The 22,833-nt window shown below is 41.3% G+C and carries 16 protein-coding genes; 7 read left to right on the top strand and 9 right to left on the bottom strand.

What is annotated here, in order from left to right:
• Positions 1 to 104 precede the first annotated feature (104 nt).
• The 4 genes from BMY70_RS06465 to pgmB all read right to left on the bottom strand — a co-directional run bounded on the left by BMY70_RS06465 (position 105) and on the right by pgmB (position 6,340).
• Positions 105 to 2,384, bottom strand: coding sequence for a tetratricopeptide repeat protein (locus BMY70_RS06465; protein WP_090333567.1), 2,280 nt, complete (start codon positions 2,382 to 2,384; stop codon positions 105 to 107).
• A gap of 116 nt (positions 2,385 to 2,500) precedes the next feature.
• Entirely contained in the window at positions 2,501 to 3,226 is a 726-nt protein-coding gene (locus BMY70_RS06460) for a 3-keto-disaccharide hydrolase (protein ID WP_090333564.1), read from the bottom strand.
• Between the two features lie 78 nt (positions 3,227 to 3,304).
• On the bottom strand, positions 3,305 to 5,620 hold the full coding sequence (locus tag BMY70_RS06455; RefSeq protein ID WP_090333561.1) for a glycoside hydrolase family 65 protein: 2,316 nt from the start codon (positions 5,618 to 5,620) through the stop codon (positions 3,305 to 3,307).
• A 63-nt stretch (positions 5,621 to 5,683) separates the two neighbouring features.
• The gene (gene pgmB / locus BMY70_RS06450) at positions 5,684 to 6,340 is read right to left on the bottom strand and encodes a beta-phosphoglucomutase (RefSeq protein WP_090334762.1); all 657 of its coding nucleotides are present in this window, start codon (positions 6,338 to 6,340) and stop codon (positions 5,684 to 5,686) included.
• Positions 6,341 to 6,552: 212 nt separating this feature from the next.
• Between pgmB and BMY70_RS06445 the strand changes: the two genes are divergently transcribed.
• The 4 genes from BMY70_RS06445 (at position 6,553) to BMY70_RS06430 (ending at position 12,696) form a co-directional block, all read left to right on the top strand.
• Positions 6,553 to 8,292: an alpha-amylase family protein gene (locus BMY70_RS06445; protein WP_090333557.1), complete on the top strand. Its 1,740-nt coding sequence runs from the start codon at positions 6,553 to 6,555 to the stop codon at positions 8,290 to 8,292.
• A 309-nt stretch (positions 8,293 to 8,601) separates the two neighbouring features.
• The gene (locus tag BMY70_RS06440) at positions 8,602 to 10,590 is read left to right on the top strand and encodes a site-specific recombinase (RefSeq protein ID WP_090333554.1); all 1,989 of its coding nucleotides are present in this window, start codon (positions 8,602 to 8,604) and stop codon (positions 10,588 to 10,590) included.
• A 165-nt stretch (positions 10,591 to 10,755) separates the two neighbouring features.
• Complete coding sequence (locus BMY70_RS06435; RefSeq protein WP_229209505.1) at positions 10,756 to 11,619, top strand: N-acetylmuramoyl-L-alanine amidase-like domain-containing protein; 864 nt, start codon at positions 10,756 to 10,758, stop codon at positions 11,617 to 11,619.
• Between the two features lie 3 nt (positions 11,620 to 11,622).
• A complete protein-coding gene (locus tag BMY70_RS06430) occupies positions 11,623 to 12,696 on the top strand; it encodes a mechanosensitive ion channel family protein (RefSeq protein ID WP_090333551.1) in 1,074 nt (357 codons plus the stop codon).
• A gap of 70 nt (positions 12,697 to 12,766) precedes the next feature.
• Here BMY70_RS06430 and BMY70_RS06425 read toward each other — a convergent pair whose 3' ends face one another.
• From BMY70_RS06425 to BMY70_RS06410, 4 genes are all read right to left on the bottom strand, one after another.
• A complete protein-coding gene (locus BMY70_RS06425) occupies positions 12,767 to 14,380 on the bottom strand; it encodes a SulP family inorganic anion transporter (protein ID WP_090333548.1) in 1,614 nt (537 codons plus the stop codon).
• 186 nt (positions 14,381 to 14,566) lie between these two features.
• On the bottom strand, positions 14,567 to 15,937 hold the full coding sequence (locus tag BMY70_RS06420) for a HAMP domain-containing sensor histidine kinase (protein ID WP_090333545.1): 1,371 nt from the start codon (positions 15,935 to 15,937) through the stop codon (positions 14,567 to 14,569).
• Positions 15,934 to 16,611: a response regulator gene (locus tag BMY70_RS06415; protein ID WP_090333543.1), complete on the bottom strand. Its 678-nt coding sequence runs from the start codon at positions 16,609 to 16,611 to the stop codon at positions 15,934 to 15,936. Before BMY70_RS06415 ends, BMY70_RS06420 begins: the two co-directional genes overlap by 4 nt.
• A 221-nt stretch (positions 16,612 to 16,832) precedes the next feature.
• A complete protein-coding gene (locus BMY70_RS06410; protein ID WP_090333541.1) occupies positions 16,833 to 17,393 on the bottom strand; it encodes a DinB family protein in 561 nt (186 codons plus the stop codon).
• A 314-nt stretch (positions 17,394 to 17,707) separates the two neighbouring features.
• Here BMY70_RS06410 and BMY70_RS06405 point away from each other — a divergent pair, with 314 nt between their 5' ends.
• Genes BMY70_RS06405 through BMY70_RS06395 form a run of 3 tightly spaced genes read left to right on the top strand, consistent with a single transcriptional unit; the run spans position 17,708 to position 21,232 of the window.
• A complete protein-coding gene (locus tag BMY70_RS06405; protein WP_090333538.1) occupies positions 17,708 to 18,307 on the top strand; it encodes a DUF4136 domain-containing protein in 600 nt (199 codons plus the stop codon).
• A 59-nt stretch (positions 18,308 to 18,366) separates the two neighbouring features.
• On the top strand, positions 18,367 to 19,029 hold the full coding sequence (locus tag BMY70_RS06400; protein WP_090333535.1) for a hypothetical protein: 663 nt from the start codon (positions 18,367 to 18,369) through the stop codon (positions 19,027 to 19,029).
• Positions 19,030 to 19,087: 58 nt separating this feature from the next.
• Complete coding sequence (locus tag BMY70_RS06395) at positions 19,088 to 21,232, top strand: hypothetical protein (protein WP_090334760.1); 2,145 nt, start codon at positions 19,088 to 19,090, stop codon at positions 21,230 to 21,232.
• A 23-nt stretch (positions 21,233 to 21,255) separates the two neighbouring features.
• Here the strand turns inward: BMY70_RS06395 and BMY70_RS06390 are convergent, their stop codons facing one another.
• Entirely contained in the window at positions 21,256 to 22,833 is a 1,578-nt protein-coding gene (locus BMY70_RS06390) for a hypothetical protein (RefSeq protein WP_090333533.1), read from the bottom strand.

Raw genomic sequence — 22,833 nt, 5'->3', positions numbered from 1 at the left:
AAAATCCCCATAAATAAGCTGTAAATTCCCCATGTGAGTAGATAAATCGCACGTCTGTGGAGCTTTATTCACAGTAAAAACAAGTCACTTTACTTATACAAGTTTTAACTGAGAACAGGACATTTCGTTCCGCTCTTACCTTTTCTACCAGGCATCTTTACTTTCTGAGATTTGTATGTAGGCTCTTTCTTCTTTGGAGAATCTTTCTTTTTTGAATACGGAAGAAGTTTAAAATCATATTCAGGAATAAAATAATCTTCTTTGTATTCCGCTACCGGTAAAGGCATATAGTGCCGTCCCTGAAAAGCCAGCGTGTCGTATTCGTAATCGTACAGATAAAGTGTTACAAATCCATCCCGACTGTATTTAATAGCAATATCCGAATAAGGCCCGTCGTCTCCCGCGGATGCAACGAGTTTCATCATTTCCTGTTGTTTCCCTTTCATCAGAATTGCCAGATTATACTGAAAAACCCGATGCAGCGAGTCTATCTGAATAGCAACACCAAGATAGTATTGTGCATCTTTCATGCGCTGCTGACCGGCATACATCACAGCCGTATTGTTTAAAGCACTTTTATCCTGATAACTTTGGTAACTCAGAGAAGCCTCGTCATATTTCTGCCAGTATCGGTATACGTTCCCTTGATTAACATTGTAAAACTTCCTGGAAGGAGCAACCTGCATGGCGGTCTGAAAATCTTTAAACGCACCATCATATCTGGTGTTTGCATCATCAATCTGGCGTCTTTGTTCGTGACGGTTCCCCAGATATGCCTGCACAATCCCATGGTTGTTATGCAGATAAGGAAGATCCGGATTTTCTTTGACCAAACTGTCAAACAGCGCCATTGACTTGTCCAGCTGGTCATTTTCCAATAATACGACACCCCATCCGTTCTGTGCTTTGATATTCTCCCGGTTCAGCGAAATTGCTTTTTTGAATACATCATAGCCTTTTTTGAACATATCGAAATGCAGCAGCAAATTTCCGTAATTGCTCCACATGCGGTCGTATTTTTGTTCATAATTTAACGCTTTTGCCAGAAACTGCCCGGCTTCAGAAAATCGCTTCTGGTCGATCATAATACTGCTCATTCCGGCCAAAGCCTCATAACGCGTTCCGTCCAACCGGATAGCAGCAGCAAAATCTTCCTGGGCTCCTTTGGAATTTTTTAAATAATAACGGGCAAATCCTCTCGTCACGAACAGATCCGCATAAAACTTATTATCAGGATCCATAAGCGACTCAGCCTTTTTGAAATCCAACAGGCATAAATCAAATTTCTTCATCCCATACTGCGATACGGCCCTTCCAAGATATGCCGGCAAATAGGAAGTGTCCTTTTTAATCGCCCGGTCGAAGGAATTATAAGCCAGCTGATATTCGTGATTCGACAAATGTGTATTACCGATTCCTGACAACAATGAAGGTGTTTCCCGTTTAAGCGTAGACGCCATACGGTAATATTTTTGCGCTTCAAGTACCTGATTTAAACCGTAGTAGGAATGTGCAAGACCCAGATAAGCATCTCCTCTGAAAGTTTTATCTTCACTTTCAAGATATTTTTGAAAAATAGAAACTGCGTTCGAAAACTGATTCAGCGAAAGTAGCGCATTGGCATACCGGATCTGAGCTTTCGGGTGCCTGCGTGCTACTTTTTCAAAATCTTTTACAGCCTTTTTCTGATTTCCAGTCCTCATATACAGATCTCCGCGTTGCAGTCTGTAAGCCATAACCTCATCTTTCTGGCGAATAGCGGACGTGAATTCGTCTACCGCTTCAGGATAAAATCCACTCAACTTTTGCATCAGCCCGATATTGTAATTGTATTTTCCAGCTGAATTTTTCTGTTGACTTCCCTGAGCGAATGACAGTCCATCTGAAAACTTTTTTTGTTTCCCGTAGGAAACCAGCGAATTTACAACACCAAAAGAATTGCTTGGCGTGTCGGTAAAATCAGTTCTTGCCGCATCATATTTACGGTTTAAAAGATTGAACAAGCCCCGGTTGTACTTTGCCAGAACGTCAGCTTCAGACAATTCCAGGCCTTCCATGATGTGAAGTGATTTGTGATAACTTCCCGACAAAGCAAGAATTATAGCTTCATTGTTGAGTCGCTGAACCGAATCAATCGGCATGTACGACTGCTTGTGATATTTGAGGAATTCTGTTTGAAGTTCGCGAAGTTGCCGCTGATATTCAGGAGCTTTCAGCAAAGCCGGGTTATTTTCTTCAAAAGATCGGTTGAAGGTTTCCAGCAGTTCTTTTAGGTTTCGCTGACAAACACTAAAATCCTGCGCTGATGCGGGATGGTTTAAAAGTACCAAAAACACCATCGAAAATACTACGCTCCAACCTAACCAGACGAATTTTCTTATCATGATTTATAAGACACCGAGGTCACTAACCTACTATAAATCAAGAACATTAGCAATTAATAATTACCCACCGTTCAATAATAACGTTTTTATATAATTTTTTCTTATAATAAGAAAACTTATAGTCGTAGTAGTTTTATGTTTCGATACCAAACGGTACTACCCCAATCCTGTAACCCAATCTTTCCATTATAATTGCCCTTCGAGATTGGGGCTTCCTTTAAACCACTTTTTGAAACCCGGTCCTTCCAGTCTTTTCCGGCAAGATCATGTTCCTGCACAATAAAACCATTTTGAAGTACAGTCAATTTATTTTTTCGGAGGATGAAATGAATCTGGTTCCACTCCCCTTCCGGATTTCCTTCACGCAGACGAGCGTTGGCTATACCAAAAAAGTCACTGGCCCGATGTGTATTTTCCTTTGCACCTTCGTAAATTTTATCGTCAATAACCTGCAATTCTAGGCCGGTATCGTGCATATTTTTATATTTTGCAGATTCTGTTACAAAAAAGAAAATCCCACTGTTTGCATATTTACTTACTTTCCATTCCGCTTTAAATTCGAAATCACCAGTAACCGACTCATCAATTACGATATCTCCTCCGTTTTTTGCCTTGTTGCCGGATCGTTCAGGAACATTCAGTTTAATTGCTCCCTGTTCGATAATCCATGCCGAACCGATCGTGCTTCCGCCATAGGCGTGCCATCCTTTCAGATCCTTTCCGTCAAACAAGAGTTTCCAGCCATCCTTCTTCTCTTTTGCTGTTAGGGTATTAAGATTTTGACCGTAAGATTTGAATACAATGACGCTCAAAATCAGGAAGAGCAGCGAAATTCTTTGCATATGCAGAATGTAATTTTATTGATCCGAAATTAAAGGAAGCTTTCCGGATCAATAAAATACTGTTTCATCTGGCAAATATTATTTTTTTACGGTTTCATTTGCAGGCACGAATAACCGCTCTTCGTTGATAAAAATTGTTACTTCCTGATCCGATGTATTTTCAACATGCACTCCCTCCTGCGTTACCGATATTTTCAACCAGGAACCACGGAATCCAAGGCGGAATGAATACGAACTCCACTGTTCAGGAATGTATGGATTTAGATGTAAAAAGCCATCTTTGACACGCTGGCCGGCGAATCCCTTCACGACACTCATCCAGGTGCCTGCCATGGAGGTGATATGCAATCCGTCTTCTGTGTCATTATTATAATCGTCCAGGTCAAGCCGCGCTGTTCGCACATACATTTCGTATGCCTTTTCTTTCAAACCGGTTTTGGCGGCCAAAATAGCATGAACACAAGGCGACAGTGAAGATTCGTGGACAGTCATCGGCTCATAAAATTCGAAGTTCCGTTTGATGTCATCTACCGTAAAATCATCCTCGAAAAGGTACAAGCCTTGTAAAACATCAGCCTGTTTAATAAAACATGAACGTAAAATCCTGTCCCACGACCAGTTTTGATTGATGGGACGCTGATCTGCAATATCGGTTACAGACAATAGTTCCTTATCCAAAAATCCTTGCTGCTGTAAATATACCCGCCGCGCCGGATCGTATGGAAAATGCATAAATTCGATGATATGTTTCCAGTCGGCCATTTCTCCGTTCAAGTCAAAATTCGTCTGGAAAATAATTTCGTTCAGCCGCTGCGTTTCCTTTTCCCACATTTTATTGATGACTTCCAGGGTGTAGCGAAGTGTCCAGCAAGCGATATAGTTAGTATACCAGTTATTATTTACGTTATTTTCGTATTCATTTGGCCCTGTCACCCCTAACATCACATACTGATTTGTTTCTGTCGACCAGGTGATGCGCTGTTTCCAGAAACGTGATATACCAATCAACACTTCGAGCCCAAACTGCGATAGATAACTTTCATCTCCGGTATAGCGCGTATAATCATAGATCGCAAAAGCAATAGCACCGTTCCGGTGAATTTCCTCAAAAGTTATTTCCCATTCGTTATGGCATTCCTCACCGTTCATGGTAACCATTGGGTATAAGGCCGCACCATTTTTAAATCCTAGTTTCTCAGCATTTTCAATGGCTTTTTGTAAGTGTTTGTGGCGATAAACCAGGAGATTCCTGGCTACCTTTTCCTCCGCAGTGGATAAATAAAACGGGATACAATAAGCTTCTGTGTCCCAGTAAGTGCTACCGCCGTATTTCTCGCCAGTAAACCCCTTTGGACCGATGTTCAGGCGTTCGTCTTCGCCGGTGTACGTTTGTCCGAGATGAAAAATATTGAACCGGATTCCTTGCTGCGCTGCGATATCACCTTCGATAGTAATGTCGTTTTTTTCCCACTTTTCAGCCCAAGCCTGACTGTGTTCCGCATACAATTGCGCAAAGCCTTTTTTGCAAATTTTAGAAACATAGGCTTTTGCTTCACTTAACAAATGCTCATTTTCATAATTGGTAGACGACAGATTAACCGCATATTTAAAAACCGTCAGTTCGTCACCTTCCTTCACATCGATGTGAACAACACCCGCGACATATTTTTCCCGGCGGGCAGGCAAAGATTGATAATCCGTTTTCAGCCCATTGATTTTAATGTCAAAGGCCATACCGGTAGCGACCTGAAACTGCTCAACGCCGTAAGGATTTTCCTTGGTTTCAAGAATTAAATAACCTTCTGAAAAACTGGTTTCCTTATGTATTTCATTCCAGAATGTTTCGTCATAATTTGAATCCCGATTGCTTATATTTCCATCGAGATAGGGTGTAATGGTAATAATATCCGTAAAATCCAGTGGTGTGAGAGAAAACTGAATTGCTCCGGATTCATCATCAACCATATTACAAAACCGTTTTGAATAGATTTTAAGCCTTCTTCCGCTCGGCAGTTTGACTACTGCATTGCGTTCCAGGACTCCTTCCTTCATATTCAGTTCCCGGCGAAATTCCTCGACCAGGCAAGTATTCAAATCCAGAACCTCCTCACCTATTTTGACATCGATACCAATCCAGTTGCAGGCATTCAGTACTTTTGCAAAATAATCCGGATATCCATTTTTCCACCAGCCTACGCGTGTTTTATCCGGGAAATAAACGCCGGCGACATAATTGCCCAGCAATGTTTTTCCTGAATAACCTTCTTCGAAATTACCTCTTTGTCCCATCCTGCCATTTCCCAGACTCATCAGACTTTCTGTAATTTCATTGTGAACCGCGTGGAAACCTTCTTCCACAATACCCCATTCGTCGTGCGTTATGTAGTTTTTCATTTTATATGGGTCATCAACTTTCGCATTTTCAGCAATCGCTGCATTTTATCGGATTTGAGATAATTACTTCAACTTTCCAAAAAGGTCACTAACCGTAACACCGTCAAAACCTTTGATTACCAGATCTGCTTCGGTCAAAACAGATTCCTCACCAATGCCTATACCGATCATTCCCGCCGCTTTTGCAGACTGAATTCCGGCAACCGCATCTTCAAAAACGATGCAACGATCCGGGGAAACTCCCAGATCCCCGGCGCCCATCAGAAAAACCTGCGGATCAGGTTTTCCTTTTGTTACGCGGTTTCCATCCACCAGCGTATCGAAATAATCGAGCATACGCAGGTTAGTAAGAATGGTTTTGGCATTTTTGCTGGCCGAGCCCAGTCCGACTTTTATTTTATCTTTTCTTAATTCATCAAGAAAATCGCGCACGCCCGGCAGTGCATCATCGGGTGTGATTTGTTTGCAGAGTTCCAGATAGCGAACATTTTTTTCAGCGGCCAGTTTTAATTTTTCTTCCTCATCAAGTTTCACGCCACCGATTTTCAGAATAATTTCCAACGATTCCATCCGGCTGATTCCTTTCAATAACTCGTTTTGTTCCAGGGTCAAATCGAATCCGAGCTGATTGGCAAGTTGCCGCCACGCAAGGTAATGGTATTTGGCAGTATCTACGATCACTCCATCCAGATCAAAAAGGCAAGCTTGAACAGTCGGCATATCATTTTTTAATTTAATATCTTGCAAAATAGTAAAAAGAGCGTTTTCACTCATGTAGTCAAACGATATTTAAAAAAAGTAATTCTATAATCATTAATATATCGAAACTTTATGGCCGGCAAGTTGTTTAAAAACCATTGCCGGTTTCATCAACATATTATAAATTATCACTCCGTTTGTAATATGTGTCCTAAATAACACAGAAACGAATTATGCCTGCTATCAACCGAGATAAATTTGTCGTCTATCAGATTTTTACAAGATTATTTGGTAATCAGAATACAACTAACAAAGTATACGGAACTATTGAAGAAAATGGTTCAGGAAAGTTTAATGATATTACTGATGTCGCTTTGGATTCGATCAGAAATCTGGGGATCACGCATGTCTGGTATACCGGTATCATCGAACATGCGACGCTGACGGATTACAGCACCTACGGAATTTTGCCGGATCATCCGCTCATTGTAAAAGGTATGGCCGGGTCGCCTTATGCGGTAAAAGATTATTATGACGTCGATCCTGATCTTGCCGTCGATGTCCGGAACCGGATGCAGGAATTCGAAGCGCTGATTACCAGAACGCATCAGCAGGGCCTGAAGGCCATAATCGATTTTGTTCCTAATCATGTTTCGCGGCAGTATCATTCGGAAGTAAAACCAGCTGGTGTTCGTGATTTTGGCGAAGACGACGATGTTTACACTGCCTTTAAACCTGATAATAATTTTTATTATATCCCAAATCAGGATTTCATTGTTCCCGAAGGCCATAAACCGCCGGTTAATGTGACAGGGCCTTATCAGGAAAGTCCTGCCAAGGCAACAGGAAATGACGTTTTTAAATCCCAGCCGAGTCAGTACGACTGGTATGAAACGATCAAATTGAATTATGGTGTCGATTATCTGAATGGCCGCAAAACCTATTTCGAGCCAATTCCGTCGACGTGGCGGAAGATGTATGACATCCTTCTCTATTGGACTGAAAAAGGCGTGGACGGCTTCCGTTGTGATATGGCCGAAATGGTTCCGGTGGAGTTCTGGGGTTGGGTAATACCTGAGATTCAGAAATTAAATCCGGATATTGTTTTTATCGCCGAAATATATAATCCGGCGGAGTATCACAATTATATCAAAAACGGGAAATTTACCTACCTGTACGATAAAGTAGGTTTATATAATTCGCTCCGTCACTTAATGGAGGGAAACGGAAGTGTGGAAGATATTACCAGGATCTGGCAGCAGGAATCCGGTGATATTGCTGAACATATGCTCCGTTTTCTCGAAAATCATGACGAACAGCGCATTGCTTCCCGATACTTTGCAGGAGACACCTGGATTGCAATTCCCGCAATGACGCTAAGCGCTACTTTGCATACGGGGCCGTTAATGATCTATTTCGGGCAGGAACTAGGTGTTAATCCTGTAACCTCAGAAGGCTTTCAGGGCGAAGACGGGCGTACTACCATATTCGACTACTGGGGCGTCACAGAGTTCCAGCAATATGTAAACGGAGGAAAATACAATCTTGAAAAGTTGAATACCGACCAGAAGAAATTACGTTCGTTTTACGAAAGTCTGAACAAATTCGTGATGAAGAACGAAGCAGTTTATGCAGGCGGTTTTTATGATTTGCAGTATATCAATATCGATGGACAAAGCGCTGATTACGATAAAACCAGAGTTTACAGTTATCTGCGCTATACGGATAATCAAAAACTGCTTTTCTTCTATAATTTCGACCTTAAACGTACAATACATACCAATATACGCATTCCGGAACAAGCCTGGACTGATACACTAAAGTTGAACGCGACTGTTTCCTACACATTAAAACAGGTTTTTCCGTTGCTCATTTTAACACCCAATATCCGGCCGTCTGAAATTACCTCAACAGGTATTCCTGTAACGTTGCCACCTAATTCCGTGTATGTTTACGAGATTGTAGAAAAGTAGAGATTAATAACAGCCGAAAAAGGCAAAGTCGTGTAAAATCACCTCGGCTTTGCCTTTTTTCATTTAGAGATTCACAGAGTCATTTGAACTATCCCAATACAATTTTGCACAATTGGTTAGCATTACCTATCTCTTGCGAAAGAATGTCTAAATTTACTTTAAGGGCATGCGAATTATAGAGAAGGCTTGCTTATCACCAAAGAGTTATTGATTGAAAACAACGCTAGAAAAATACGGTTTATATTTCTCACGATCGACTTCGGCAGAAACGCACTTTACTCATTGTAAACGCCAAAATTTCAACACATTATGAACAGCGTTTCGACACAAAGCCGTCTCAACTATTTCGGAAAATTTATCGAGATTATCCGTAGTTCTTACAAAGCAAAAACAAAGGATAAACCTTTTGAAGAAATTCTGGGCAATATCCTGATGGACCGAAGAGAAAAAGATCTTTTGGCAGAGCAAATTTATTCAATCCTTTTCTCTACCAAATTCGTCTCACTTTTGACCGAAGCTGAAATCGGTTCGAATAAAGGTTTTTTTTCAGATGCTTCCACAAGGTTAAGTTATAAATTTCTTCCTCCCGTCGATGATCCGGTAGAATTGCGGACGCAGTTCGACAATTTCTTTGACGATAAAAAAGATTATCACTGGGTACAAGCAATTCCGGATGAAAACTGGTATCATTTCTTCGCAGATATTTTTCGTGAGATCAGTCCGGCTCTGGCAAAATATATTGAACGGGAGCTGCTTAATTCTATTTTGGTGCTCGCCCAACGTGCTGCTAATCTGGGAATTGAGCCGGAAGTGGTTTCTAAAATCCCACGAATTGATGATCTGGATTCTCCATTTCTGGGGTTGAACAGGGAAGTGATGCTGTATGTGGAAAAGACGCTGAATCAATACAATTATAACGAAGAAGGCCGGGATAGTGACTACAAGCACATTTTGGTGATGATCAGCCAATGTAAAACACAGGTTAGTTATATTTATAAACATAAAGATGTTTTTGGGATCAGTCTCCAGCTGACCTACATGATGCGCCAGCTGGAACAATACCTGAAACGGTTGTCTCAGCTGCTTGAACTGCTTCAAACCGATGATAAACAAAGGCAGTGGATGATAGTTACCGATCTGTTTAAAGAATTTGTTTATGCTGAAAATACGAAATACAGTCTTCGGAAGCATTTTTCAATCAATCTTCAGTTACTGACTTTTAAGGTAATTGAAAATACATCCAAAACGGGGGAACATTACATTTCTTCCGACAGATCAGGGTATTGGAGATTATTCAGAAAAGCACTTGGCGGAGGCATTATTGTTGGGCTGCTCTGCTGCAATAAGACGCGGCTGTATTTTCAGCATTTACCAATCTTCTGGGAGGCGTTTTTTTACAGTCTGAACTACTCCATTGGTTTCATGATCATCCATATTCTTGGCTTTATCATAGCAACCAAACAGCCGGCAATGACCGCTTCGACGATTGCGGCGAATCTTAGCAATAACGGGCAAAACCCGAATTGGCTGGAAACTACCACGCAGCTTTTGATACGGCTTGTCCGAAGCCAGTTTATATCGCTCGTCGGAAACGCGTCGATTGCCTTTCCGGTAGCATATGGACTGGATTGGATATACTTTTATTTTAATGGCTTTCATATTGCCGATCCGGCCAAAGCGCATAAACTTATAGGCGAATTAAACGCCTGGGAAAGTCTGGCGATTCCTCACGCCGCTCTTGCCGGAGTGTATCTGATGATTTCCGGATTGATCGCAGGATATTATGAGAACAAATGGATTTATAACAAATTTTCACTGCGTCTGATAAATCATCCGGGATTAATCCGCATACTCGGACAAAAAAGATTAAACCGGGCAGCAAATTATTTCGAACATAATTTTGGTGCACTTGCCGGGAATTTCGCGCTCGGAGTTTTCCTTGGATCCACAAGTGCAATTGGTTTTACGTTTGGTTTACCCCTGGACATTCGCCATATCACCTTTGCCTCCGGAAATTTTGGTATCGCTTTTGCGGGCTTGAATAGTCATATTTCTACCGATCTATGGATAAATTCTGTTATCGGAATTACCTGTATAGGTATCATGAACGTATTGGTCAGCTTCGGACTTTCGATTGCATTTGCATTAAAATCCAGAAATGCGAAATTTAGTGAAGTAAAGAGTTTACTGGGAAATCTTTCATGGCAATTTTTCCATCACGGCTCTGCTTTCTTTTTTCCGGTAACCGTATCTGTGAAGGAAAATGACGAGTTGCCGGAAGCTTTCAGTAGCAAATGAAGACGTAAATTGGCAACGTACTATCAAATAAGTGACGATATATCTAAAATGTGAATAAATTTGTTCTGGGAGTTATGAAAATTAAGTTTTCAACGTTCTGATGCATAAAATGGCACACATTTTAATATCTTGTTTTTAATTCATTCTATTAAAGGTTATCACGTTATGAACAGCGGTAAATTATTACCTGCAATGAAAATAAATGTCACCCTTTTATCATTACTGACGTTTTCATTTTTAATCTTTTCTGCGAAAGATTCCGAAGCGCAATCAACAACACAAAAGGTCTTCGCACAAAAAATGGATCTTCCTGGAAATGGTGATCTTGGAACGCAGGTTTTACGAATGGCTGAATCTTTTTTGGGTACCCCATATGTGGCAAGCACGCTGGAAGGAAATCCAACGGAAAGACTTGTCTGCAGATTTGACGGGCTGGACTGCACAACGCTTGTAGAAAATTCGATAGCACTGGCAGTGTCCAGACATGAAAACCTGAACTACGAAGGTTATAAAACTGAACTTACCAAAATACGTTACCGCGATGGTATCATTGATGGCTACCCTTCCCGTCTTCATTATGTTCTGGACTGGATGTATGAAAATGAAAAACGTGGATTATTAGAAGATATTACCAGTAAAGTTGGCGGTGTGCCTTTTAAAAAGGATATTAACTTCATGAGCACACACGCGAATTTTTACCCGGCTCTTGATGCAACAGAAGTTTGGGAAAAAGTGAAGGAACAGGAAAATATTATCAACAGCAGGGAGCATTCTTACATCCCAAAAGCGGCTTTGCAAAAAGCAGAACCACTTCTCAGGGACGGCGATATTGTAGCTTTCACCTCATCAGTGGAAGGTCTTGACTGTAACCATATGGGTATCATTACAAAAATCGGCAGCCGCGCCTACCTGCTTCATGCATCTCTGGCTGGTAAGAAAGTAATTTTATCTACCTTGCCACTGGCTGAATATGTCGCGTCCGTTCCCAAACATACCGGGATGATCGTGGCCCGCATGACAGAACAATAAACAATGAACGAATTTCTGGAATTACTGGATTATAAAAATTCTCCGTGGCTGATCATCCTGGTTGCAGGGCTGATCGGATTGGTACTGAGTGCGATCATAGTAAAGGCAATTGCGATTACTGCGCGAAGAAAAGACTGGCCAATCATCAAAGCAATTCATCAGAATCAGACAAATGTTCTGCATTTTTTTGTTCCTCTGCTGGTTATCACGTTGATTACAAAAACCTACATCCTATCTCATCCGAGGTATGAATTTACACACGGCATAAGCAAAATCGCACTGATAGCAGTGAGTACCTGGCTTATGACACGGATCGTAATTATTGTTGAAAAAATACTGATCGACAAACTGGATTTTGACCAGCCGAACAATAACGAAGCTCGAAAACTTTTTACCAAAATCAAGTTTGTAAAAAGAATAATTATTATCCTGATCGTCGTTATCGGCGTTTCTATCCTGCTTTTAAGCTTCGACAGTGTTCGGCAATATGGTGTCGGGATTCTGACTTCTGCGGGTATTTTCAGTGTTATTATCGGTTTTGCAGCCCAAAAATCTCTTGCCAATTTATTGGCAGGCATCCAGATTGCGTTCACGCAGCCTATCAAGATAGACGACGTAGTAATTGTTGAAGGGGAATGGGGGCGAATCGAAGAAATAAATCTTACCTACGTGGTGGTTAATATCTGGGACTTGCGAAGGCTGGTGTTGCCTATCACTTATTTTATCGAAAAACCATTTCAAAACTGGACACGGAACGACAGCAGTCTGATCGGCACCGCATTTTTCAATCTGAACTATCAAACTCCTGTTGAAAAACTCCGGGAAAAGCTTCATGATATTCTTCTTAATACACCGCTGTGGGACGGAAAATCCTGGGCTTTGCAGGTAACGGATACACAGGCACAATTTATGGTAATCCGTGCCTTAATGTCAGCACGGAATTCTTCGCAGGCTTTCGATTTACGTTGTCTGGTCAGAGAAAAGCTAATTGAGTTTATCTGCAACGAATATCCGGAATCAATGCCCGGTTTATTAATCGAAGATAAAAAACAAGATCAGCCAGGCTCACCAGGTTAATCTGCAAGCTATAAAAAAATGGCCCTCGAAAATCGAAGGCCATTTTTTGTCTTACTACTCACCTCTCAATTTAACTTATTACAGTTAAGCATTGATTCTTTCTGGCTGCCAGCGGATGATCCGACAGCGCCCGATAGTTTTCAAATCCTATCAATTCCATCTTCCCGCCTGCCTGATCATAATTATATTTGAAGCGGGTTATATTTTCCATTACCGTATGGTCAACATAAGGAGCTTCCGAAAAATCTACCTTGATGTATTTTCCTTGTGGTATTTTTTCCAATTTTCTTTTAAGGGTAAGGTAATTTGTAAAAACTGCTGCTCCCGAAACGTTCACATAGAAAAAATCTCCTTCTGAATTGATGTCAATTTTTGGATTAAAAATGTGCGCCAATTTCACTCCGCAATAAAGTTGGATAATCACTTTCGTTAATATCCCGCAAACTATACCCACCAGTAAATCTGTGCTCAATGTTGCTATGACGGTTACCATAAAAATGATTAGCTGATCTTTGCCAATATGATAGATTTGCCTGATTTCCGACGGAGAAGCCAGACGAAAACCCGCAAATATCAGCATCGTAGCCAACGCCGCCACCGGTACCATCTCAATAATCGGAACTAAAACCAGCACAAACATCAGTAAAAAAATGCCATGAAATAAGTTCGACCATCTTGTCTTGCCGCCGTTATATATATTGGCAGAGCTGCGTAAAACTTCCGAAACCATTGGCAAACCACCCAGAACACCAGCCACCATATTACCGGCGCCCACTGCCGCCAGATCCCGGCTCGGGTCAGATTTACGTTTATATGGATCCAAAAGATCAATCGCTTTCACGGTAAGTACCGATTCAAGGCTGCCAAACAGCACGAACAGCGCAACATATTTCACAAAAACCGGAAGCAATCTTCCGGTAACCCCTGAAAAACTGGCATTATATGATAATGAAAATTCTCCAGGATTGATCAATGGTTTGAAATCCCTGAACGTTGGTTCAAATAAATGAAAGAACTGACCCAGACAGATTGAGACGATCAATACTACCAGCGCAGGCGGCATTTTCTTAAATATCGAAAAAGACAGGTATTGCCATCCAAACATGATCATCAAACCAACCAAACCTATAATTGCAATGTGGTACTCCATATTAATAATGCTGTGAGGCACCATTTCAATAAGCTCCAGAGGACCTTTGCCATTTAACTCAGCCGGAGCAACACCTACGGCCAGGTGGATTTGCTTCGACATAATTATGATCCCAATCGCCGCCAACACACCATGAACTACGGACAACGGAAAAAAATCAGCAAATTTGGGAAGCTTTAAAACACCCATAATCATTTGAAAAATACCCGCAACGACTATGGCACCGAGCGCCAAATGCCATCCTGATACCGCATCGCCGCGGCCGAGTTCATCTACTGCACCTGCAACAACGACAATCAGCCCTGCGGCCGGACCTTTGATCGTCAATTCTGAATTCGTAAAAAACGAAACTAGTATACCCCCGACAATGGATGTAAGAACGCCCATAACCGGTGGAAAATTACTGGCTCCTGCAATCCCGAGACAGAGTGGCAAAGCGATCATCGACACAAAAAAACCGGAAAGAAGATCTGCCTTCCAGTTTTCTTTGAATCCCTTGAAACCTGCGGCAGGTCTCCATGATACTGACTTCATATCCAATCAATTGAAAAATAAAACTATCGGTTAAGACAGTTCGACACGAGAGATGAAGTTTCAGCACACTCAGGAGTCATCAGAGCACAAAATTCCTTTCAGCAATTTTATGATACAAATGACCTTTAAGTTTGTTAAAGGCAGATTAACGCAAAATTAAAAACGAATTAAAAAGGAATTGAGTAATTAAAACGGGGGAAATTTGAGGATAAAAGTGCTTCCCTGCCCAACCTTGGATTCAACCTCGATACTGGCACCCTGCATGGTGATAATGCGTTTGGTAAGTGCCAGACCGATACCATATCCGGCCTTGCTCATGGTAGTTGCACTGCGATAAAATGTATCGAACACATAAGGCAATTCCGAGGCTGCAATTCCCATTCCGACGTCTTTGAATGAAATTTTGATCAGGTCTTTATGGATTTCCAGAAAAACATTGACGGTATTATTATCGGAATATTTGCAGGCATTGTCCATTAAATTCAGGAACGCTGTTTTCAAAAGACTTTCATCGCCGTAGCGAAGCAATTCTTCTTCATTTTCAGGAATCTGGTCATAATTTATATAGACGTGGTAAGCCGGATTTTTTTGCTGAATTGAAGCCTGCGCCTGCCATAAAACTTCATCAATTCTTATTTTCGAGAAGGTAACCCGAAAGGCGTGTTCCTCCGTGCGCGCGAGCTCCAGCAACCTGCTCACGAGCTCATTCATTTCCTTCGCCTCTTCCAGTACTCCCTTTAAGGCTTCTTCGTAATACTCGGTAGTTCTAGCTTTCATCAACGTTACCTCCACCTCGCTCATGATCAGTGCCAATGGAGTCCGAAGCTCATGTGATGCGTGTGAAACGAAGTTTTTCTGGGCCACAAATGCGATTTCCAGACGGTTAAGCATAAGATTAAACGTCTGTGCGAGCAGGGCCAGTTCGTCTTTTTCCCGACCTACGGTAACCTTATCATGCAAATTTCCGGCAGAAATATTGTTTACCTGCGCAATAATATCAGATACAGGCTTAATAGCATCCGTCGAAAACTGCCAGCCCGCAACACCCACGAGAACCAGTGAAAGCAGCCAGCCGATCACCAGAATTTCCCGTAACCTTTTCAGCTGGTTCGTTCCCAAATGATCATTTGCAATCGCGACAACTACCCATGGCTTTCGATGATCCTGCAAAATATGCCTGATCACAATAACTTCCTTTTTCGCGTGTTTGGTATGTATTTCTTTCCCGTTCCGGGCATCCAGAAGCATTTGCGGCGTTAACACAAATTCGTATGAGCCGCTGTTAAAAATAACGGAATCAGCTCCGTCATAAATCGTTATCTCTTCATCCAGCAGTACCGTGTTATTTTCTTTTTCAATTTTTGCAATATCCGCCTTACTAATTCTATTGCTGGCCTCGACCAACTGCGCGATCGTCTGCCCTCTTTCGTTCAGGAAAGAATAAAACTGTTTCTCCCGGTATTGATCGTAGAAATAGTAAATCGACAAACAGAAAAGCGCCATGATGGAGCCAACCAGCATGGTGAACAGTAAAGTAAGCCGGCTTTTTATGTTCATTCTTCTTTGAAAATATAACCCATTCCTACCACCGTGTGAATCAGCTTAGTACTGTAATCCTTATCAACTTTTTTACGTAAAAAATTGATATACACATCAATAACATTCGTTCCTGTATCAAATCGAATGTCCCACACCTGTTCCGCGATATCAACACGAGAAACAACACGTCCGCGGTTTCTCATCAAATATTCCAGTAAAGCGAATTCTTTGGCTGTAAGATCGATTCGGTTTCCACCTCTTCTCGCTACTTTTTCATCCAGATTGAGTTCAAGATCAGCAAGTTTCAAGATTTGACTGGATTGTTCGCGGTTACTGTTTCGTTGAGAAAGCACCTTGATACGCGCAATTAATTCCCTGAATTCGAATGGCTTTACAAGATAATCATCACCACCTGCTTCGAATCCGTCCAGCTTATCGTCGATAGTGCCAAGGGCGGTCAAAAACAAAATTGGCGTGGTCAAACCATCGTTGCGTAATTGTTTCGCCAGATCATAGCCATTAAGCACCGGAAGATTTACGTCCAGAATAATCACATCAAAACGATAATTGGAAGCCATCTTTTTTCCAACCTGCCCGTCGTATGCAAGTTCCACTTCCCAGGATTGTTCTTCAAGACCACGTTTTAAAAAACCAGCCAGTTTTGGCTCATCTTCAACAATTAATATTTTCATATCTCAACGTTATTCTGAATATTTCACCAAATGTGGCATAGATTTTAGACTTTTCATAAAAAAAGCCACTCGATAAACCGAGTGGCCTTTTGACATATATCCACACCATTAAAGAAATTGTATCCAAGCGAATACTACCTTTAATTATTATGCAAAATATAACTTTTTCTTAGTTTTAAATACTTTATTTATAAGAAATACAAAATTTTCTACAACTCTGATCAATAATAATCATTATCGTTACCAAAGTTTGAACGGTCATCAAAAGCACCGAAATCATCCTCTTCTTCCAGCTGCATTCCCTTCAACGCCTTCTTGATCAGACCGATCTGACCGGCATGATAAACGTCATGCTGGATAACTCCGTGAATCATCGTATAGTAAGAGTAGTCTCTTCCCGGTACAAATTCTTCAAGAAAACTATCATCCTCAATTTTTTCCAGCTCTGAAATAAGTTCTTCCTGTGATAAGCTTAATTCCATCTGAATGGCTTCCCACTCAAATTCGTCCACGATCGGAAATTTCTTCCAGTCCTTATCCTGGGTTTTAATATCAAATTCTTCGTCGCCCTGGATTTTCCGTACTGCAAAAATCCTCCATGTTGTCATATGGTATACGATTTCAGCGATCGAGTGCGTATTTGTGCTTAAACGTAATTCAGCCATTTTCGGCGTCACATCACGTAAAGCTTCTACAACAGACGGGCCATACCAGGCTTCTTCGCTCTCATAAGTATCGTTGAGTACATCTATGATCCTTAAAATTTCTTCTTTTGCTTCCATATATTTTGTGTTCTAAGCTCGATTAATCGGGGTATTTAAGACTTTTTAATATTACTAAAATAAAGCAACGAACAGGACAATGTCAAATAAAGTTCGGAGTCTGCAAATTCTATTCCCGAAAGATTTATTCAACGTCGTTCAGAAGGTAAATACTTTCTAAATCTTTTCCGGTTTTACAACCAAATGACTTTTCAGATAGTCACTTATAAAGAAGAAGGCATGGAAATATAAAAAATAACCGCGCTAAAATGAGAAAAATAAAATGATTCAAATTTAAAATTCGTTTATCAAATAACTAAACGCAAAGTAACGCTATGTTAAGAAAAGCATCATTTTTAATTATTTCTGCCACTATATGGCTGACCTCCTGCAGCAACGATCCGGTAAATGATTTATCTGACCTTGACTCCCAAGTATTTATTACCAACCGAGATAAAAGCGCAAATTTCAAATCTTTCAAAACATTCAGCGTGTCCGATTCGGTAACGGTCGTTCAGGATAGCAGATCGGGGACCGCCCTTACAAGTCTGGATAAAGATCTATTGTCCCGGATCATTACAAATATGCAAAATCTGGGGTATACTTATGTTGCTGTAAACAAAAATCCCGATGTTGGCCTGACTGCAGCGAGAATCACGAATACATATTTGAATGTTGCCTCAAATCCATATTCATCCTACTGGGGAGGATACTATGGTGGATTTTATGGATATCCAGGTTATTATACCTACGAAACCAGTGAAAGCTATTGGGCAATTTCTATGCTGGATTTGAAAAATGCTGATAGTACAGCCCAGCGGTTAAATGTCATCTGGGACGCCCAAATCCGCGGCGGCGGCCTTGCAAATCCTGACTATATTGATCAGATGGTCGATTCTGCTTTCGGGCAGTCTACTTATTTAAGTCTGAAATAACCCGGTAATTTACTCTGTACAAACGACCGCAAAATTTAGTGGTTCCAATTGAAATTAAAATGAAAAAATTACTCATCGCGGCGTTCCTTTTTGCTGGAATGATTCCTGTGTATGCTCAGGAACAAGCGCCAAAATTATATACGTTACCCTCTCCATATGATCGTTACACGCATTATCAGGTAACTGCGCGCTATACGGCTGCGATTCCGGTCGGATCATTTTCGAGCAATTATATTGATAAAACGTCTTTTGAAAACTATTCAATTGCTTTGGAATGGGTTTTTCAAAATTCATTCTCCGTTGGTGGTGAACTTGGATACTCTTTCTTCAAAAAGAGACTTCCCCGCGCCACGTATCAACAAAGTGATGGAAGTGAAATTTCTGCCATTCAGACCAGAACGCTCACACAATATCCGATTCAGGCCTTTGTGAATTACAATTTTGCGCCAAAGAATGCGGCGGTGCAACCCTATGTTCAGCTGAGCGCCGGTGCCAGTATTCTGGACTACACATTATACTACGGAATTCTAGCTGATCAGCAGCAAAAAATTCGTCCGACCTATGGTATTGGTCTCGGCTCTAAATTTCTATTCAAAAAAGATGGTAACTTCGGTGCAGATATCCGGGTAAAATACCAGGGAACTTCCTTCGATTATGAGTATGTAGATAAGGGAGTTTCTGCAATAAATGGCTCGGTAGGTCTGTTTTACCGCTGGTGGTAAACAAGTTCAGCAGTTACACACTTTTGTTTAATTTTCTGTTTTGAGTAAAAAAAATATTTTGTCGAAAACAACAATTATTTGGATAAGCACAGTTCTTGCCGTTTTTGCAGGAACAGGAATCTGGGCATGGAAACGGTTTGGCCCATCACAGGGAACAACCTACCAGGAGATTTCAACCTTACCAGTTGCGGTCACTATTGACTCAGCTTCAAATGCCTGCGATCTGACCGTCCGCCGTTACAAACAAATCGGCAGAGAAATGCAATTTGAGCTTGCAGCAAATGCCGGCGGACTGGCTCCATACCGTGTTGAAATTTCACAAAACGGAAAAATCCAAAGATTTGAACGCGTACCTCACAGAGTTTCCATGTGGCTTACCCTGGAAAATTTAAACCTGAATGCAGGCAAGACAACAATTAAAGTGATTAGTCTGGGGCAACCTGGCTGTGAAACGACAGCTGAATTTGAATATAACAAAACCCAGGAAAGCGAAATTCTGGCAGCTGAAAAGTGGATCAGGCAGGGCAGTAAAGACAACTGGCTTGACATTCGGCCTGTTGTAAAAAACAACAAGATATATCTTAAAGATTTTGCCAATTATCAGGACGGCCGGACGCGGGTTATCATGATTGATAATATTGTCGTGGCAGGCCTTGAAAACGGGGTTGAAGTGCAGCCTGGTTATCTTTACACGGTAACTGCCAAATGGATTGATGCTCCATATAACGATTGGTGGAATTCACTTAAAAACAGAGCATTGCGCCAGCAGAATATCTGGATTTCTCCGCAAGGTCTGAAAAAAGAAAATTCCGCGCTTACTAAGATTGATATGCCGGCATGGTTTTCTCCTTCCCGGGAAGTCAACGTGCATTTTGATACGCAGTTTCCGGAATTTCAGCCAATCCCAGGAAAACTGGTTATGCATTACCGGTTAAATAATTGGGTTTCTCCTCAGAATTATTTCAATCGAGGCGTCACGCACTTATCTGCTTTTGAAAAAAATATTCCTTATAACAAGCTTCACTGGACCGTGCCGCCAAGTTTTTTTCAGGATAAAGACCAGGAGTGGTTTGGAAAATTATCACGTGAAGAAGTTGAAAATTCTGCCAACACCGTTCCCGGATATGGGGTATATGCGTTTGATTTCGAGTTTTGGAACCAACATTATACGCCCGAAGTAAAACAACGTCTGATCTGGTTTGCTGAGCGAATCAAGAAAAATCATCCGGATATGAATTTGTTCGATTACTGGGGAGGAAGTGCTTATACGAATCAGCATTTTAATCGGATGGATAACAAAAAGCCGGCAGAATTTTTAAAAGATTATACGGATCCTCATCCAAGCCATTCAAATTTTGAGCCTTTAAAAAACGGCGACAGTTTTCAGAAAGTTTATAACATAACGCCAACTGATGTTTATCCGCGACCCACTTCTGTGGCTGACGAGCAAGGTAATACGCAGAATAATTTCACTTTGCTTTCAGGTATCCACGCCTTGCGGATTAACAAACTGATCCCGTTCCAAAAGAATAATAAATCTATATTTTACGCGTGGAACAGGCACATGCCTACATCCAGCGACCCGATTGTACCATGGTTTTTTCATACAACCAGTCCGGAAGGTGATTTGATCATGAATCAGCTGGAAATGATGCCGGCGAGCCAGGCGCTAAGCTTGTCGTTGTTTTCGCTTGTATTATTTGATGGTTATTATCTATGGCACGACAGCCAGCCGTCGGGGCGCGGCGCCAATGCGCATCGCTTCGATCCTAATGATAATGGCTGGGGAAAAGAATGGTACCCTGCCGACGGGAAAACCGATATTTCTGCTTTTTACAAAGAACAGCCAAATGGAGATTCTCCACGATACTGGGATTTCCCGACTGAGTTTTATGCACTGGGCAACTGGATGGCAAAGCAGGTAGAAGATGTTCTTGTTGGCGGTAAAAATCTGGATCTGGCTTATGAACTAAATGGGAGCTGGAAAGAACCTCAAACTGGTCAGGCTGCCCTCGTTGCCGATCGAAAAGAGCCATTTGTTTCTGCTATCGTGAAAGGAAATAAGATTGTGGTAATCGGCGTGGATTCTTTCCAATCTCCGGTTGCAACGCGAAAACTAAACATTCGCCTTCCTGACGGAACAAAAACAACGATATCACTTTACGGCAACTGGCCTTCTTTGTACCGGGGAAATTTAAAATAGAATAACGAAACAAATTAGCAGACCTAGAGATACCTGTAGAGGTATTTTTGGGTCTGTTGATTTTTAAAAGCTTCAATCCGCATACCTGCGATAATCTCGCCTACGTCCTTTCTACGGTTGCTCAGACTTATCCAGTAATTGGATTGCTTATTTCCCAAATATTGTGCGGCTTCGGGATCTCCGTGATGTTCCTTTATCGCTTCAAAAATATTTTTGTACTTGTTGTAGGGATAAGCGTGAAAAAGTTGCTGCCCGGCAATTGCATTTCTGATAACATTGTTTTGAGAAGCTCTGTATAAATAAGAAAATGGCCCTGCCAGGCAAAGCAGCATTAAACCCGTAAAAGCAAACTTCAATCCTCGGTTCGCGGCAGATCTCCCCTGTTCTGAAAAGGATAAATTCCCTCTCAAAATTGCGAAAAACAAAATCATAAATACTGGCATAGTCCCACGCACCAGCCAGTCATTTGCAAATCCGAACCGGTATAAGGCAAAGATGAGGATGATACCCAGTAAGCCATAAAAATAAAGATCAGGTACTTCGCAGCGGTTAACGATCAAATGTTTCCAAACGAACCACAAAGCAAGTATATCCAGGAAAACACAGATTGAGTAATCCATCAAAATCGGGCTTAACGGCTGGAACGTCCAGATAAAACCACGGATTGGAATACCGGCCGAGGCCAAAAAATAATTCAGGACTGGTAATGAACAAAAGACCGGAACAGCGACCGACGTAATAAAAATGGTAAGGTTTATTTTCTTCAAATTCTTAAAAAATCCAAAAAATATAAAAATCAGCAATGATGTTAATGATAGCGTTATGGTTGGAAAAACAGACCAGATCAGGATTAAGGTCAAGGGGAAAAGGCACGTAGTGATATCCCTGTTGACGACACCCTTGTAATAAACCAGCGAGGCAATCATCAGGATAGGAATTAGCTGATTGGGAGCCCACATTAACTGATTTAGCAAGTTCCATACCTCAATGAAAACAATGGGATGTGTGAAACCGACGCCGGCAACAATTCCAAAAATCACTTTTATCGTATGACCAATTCCACCGATAGCGAAGAGTAAAACCAGGCGGCCCATGTTATTTTTCAGAACTATAAACGCCATGGTTATTCCGGCGAGAACACCAGTGTATGTCCATAAAAATATAGCCGTTTCAGAGACGCCGCCTGTCAATTTTCCAATCACCGATGGAACAAGGTAGTATCCCCAGTAATAACATCCAAACGTGTCCGCACCGTCGAAATAGATAGGCCAGGGATTGTTTGAAAGGTCGAAAAATTTAGAATTGTGCCCCACGAAATCGTTAGTCTGGTAACTAAAACCTCCCACCCCACTGATGACAGTCAGGAAAAATGCGAAAATGATCAGAAAGAAAATCTGGATATATGAAAAATACACAATTCTCGTTTCCCCTGAAATTTCATTGTTTAAATAAAAGTAAAAAGAAACGACAAGGCCGGTTACCATCGGAACGGCCAGCTCCATACGAAACCAGAAAGTTTGAAATAAAAGATTTGGTAATAGCAGGTAGAACACGATAAACACCGTCAGAATCCGAACCGGTAAATAAACCACATTTTTCAT

Origin of the sequence: Dyadobacter koreensis, from assembly GCF_900108855.1 — a bacterium.
GTDB classification, from domain to species: domain Bacteria; phylum Bacteroidota; class Bacteroidia; order Cytophagales; family Spirosomataceae; genus Dyadobacter; species Dyadobacter koreensis.
The sequence above is the reverse complement of the archived record's forward strand: the minus strand, read 5'-3'. Positions and strand labels throughout refer to the sequence as shown.

Coding starts and splice junctions, on each gene's coding strand:
- BMY70_RS06465 (WP_090333567.1), bottom strand. CDS start 2,384: ATGATAAGAAAATTCGTCTGGTTAGGTTGGAGCGTAGTATTTTCGATG.
- BMY70_RS06460 (WP_090333564.1), bottom strand. CDS start 3,226: ATGCAAAGAATTTCGCTGCTCTTCCTGATTTTGAGCGTCATTGTATTC.
- BMY70_RS06455 (WP_090333561.1), bottom strand. CDS start 5,620: ATGAAAAACTACATAACGCACGACGAATGGGGTATTGTGGAAGAAGGT.
- pgmB (WP_090334762.1), bottom strand. CDS start 6,340: ATGCCGACTGTTCAAGCTTGCCTTTTTGATCTGGATGGAGTGATCGTA.
- BMY70_RS06445 (WP_090333557.1), top strand. CDS start 6,553: ATGCCTGCTATCAACCGAGATAAATTTGTCGTCTATCAGATTTTTACA.
- BMY70_RS06440 (WP_090333554.1), top strand. CDS start 8,602: ATGAACAGCGTTTCGACACAAAGCCGTCTCAACTATTTCGGAAAATTT.
- BMY70_RS06435 (WP_229209505.1), top strand. CDS start 10,756: ATGAACAGCGGTAAATTATTACCTGCAATGAAAATAAATGTCACCCTT.
- BMY70_RS06430 (WP_090333551.1), top strand. CDS start 11,623: ATGAACGAATTTCTGGAATTACTGGATTATAAAAATTCTCCGTGGCTG.
- BMY70_RS06425 (WP_090333548.1), bottom strand. CDS start 14,380: ATGAAGTCAGTATCATGGAGACCTGCCGCAGGTTTCAAGGGATTCAAA.
- BMY70_RS06420 (WP_090333545.1), bottom strand. CDS start 15,937: ATGAACATAAAAAGCCGGCTTACTTTACTGTTCACCATGCTGGTTGGC.
- BMY70_RS06415 (WP_090333543.1), bottom strand. CDS start 16,611: ATGAAAATATTAATTGTTGAAGATGAGCCAAAACTGGCTGGTTTTTTA.
- BMY70_RS06410 (WP_090333541.1), bottom strand. CDS start 17,393: ATGGAAGCAAAAGAAGAAATTTTAAGGATCATAGATGTACTCAACGAT.
- BMY70_RS06405 (WP_090333538.1), top strand. CDS start 17,708: ATGTTAAGAAAAGCATCATTTTTAATTATTTCTGCCACTATATGGCTG.
- BMY70_RS06400 (WP_090333535.1), top strand. CDS start 18,367: ATGAAAAAATTACTCATCGCGGCGTTCCTTTTTGCTGGAATGATTCCT.
- BMY70_RS06390 (WP_090333533.1), bottom strand. CDS start 22,833: ATGAAAAATGTGGTTTATTTACCGGTTCGGATTCTGACGGTGTTTATC.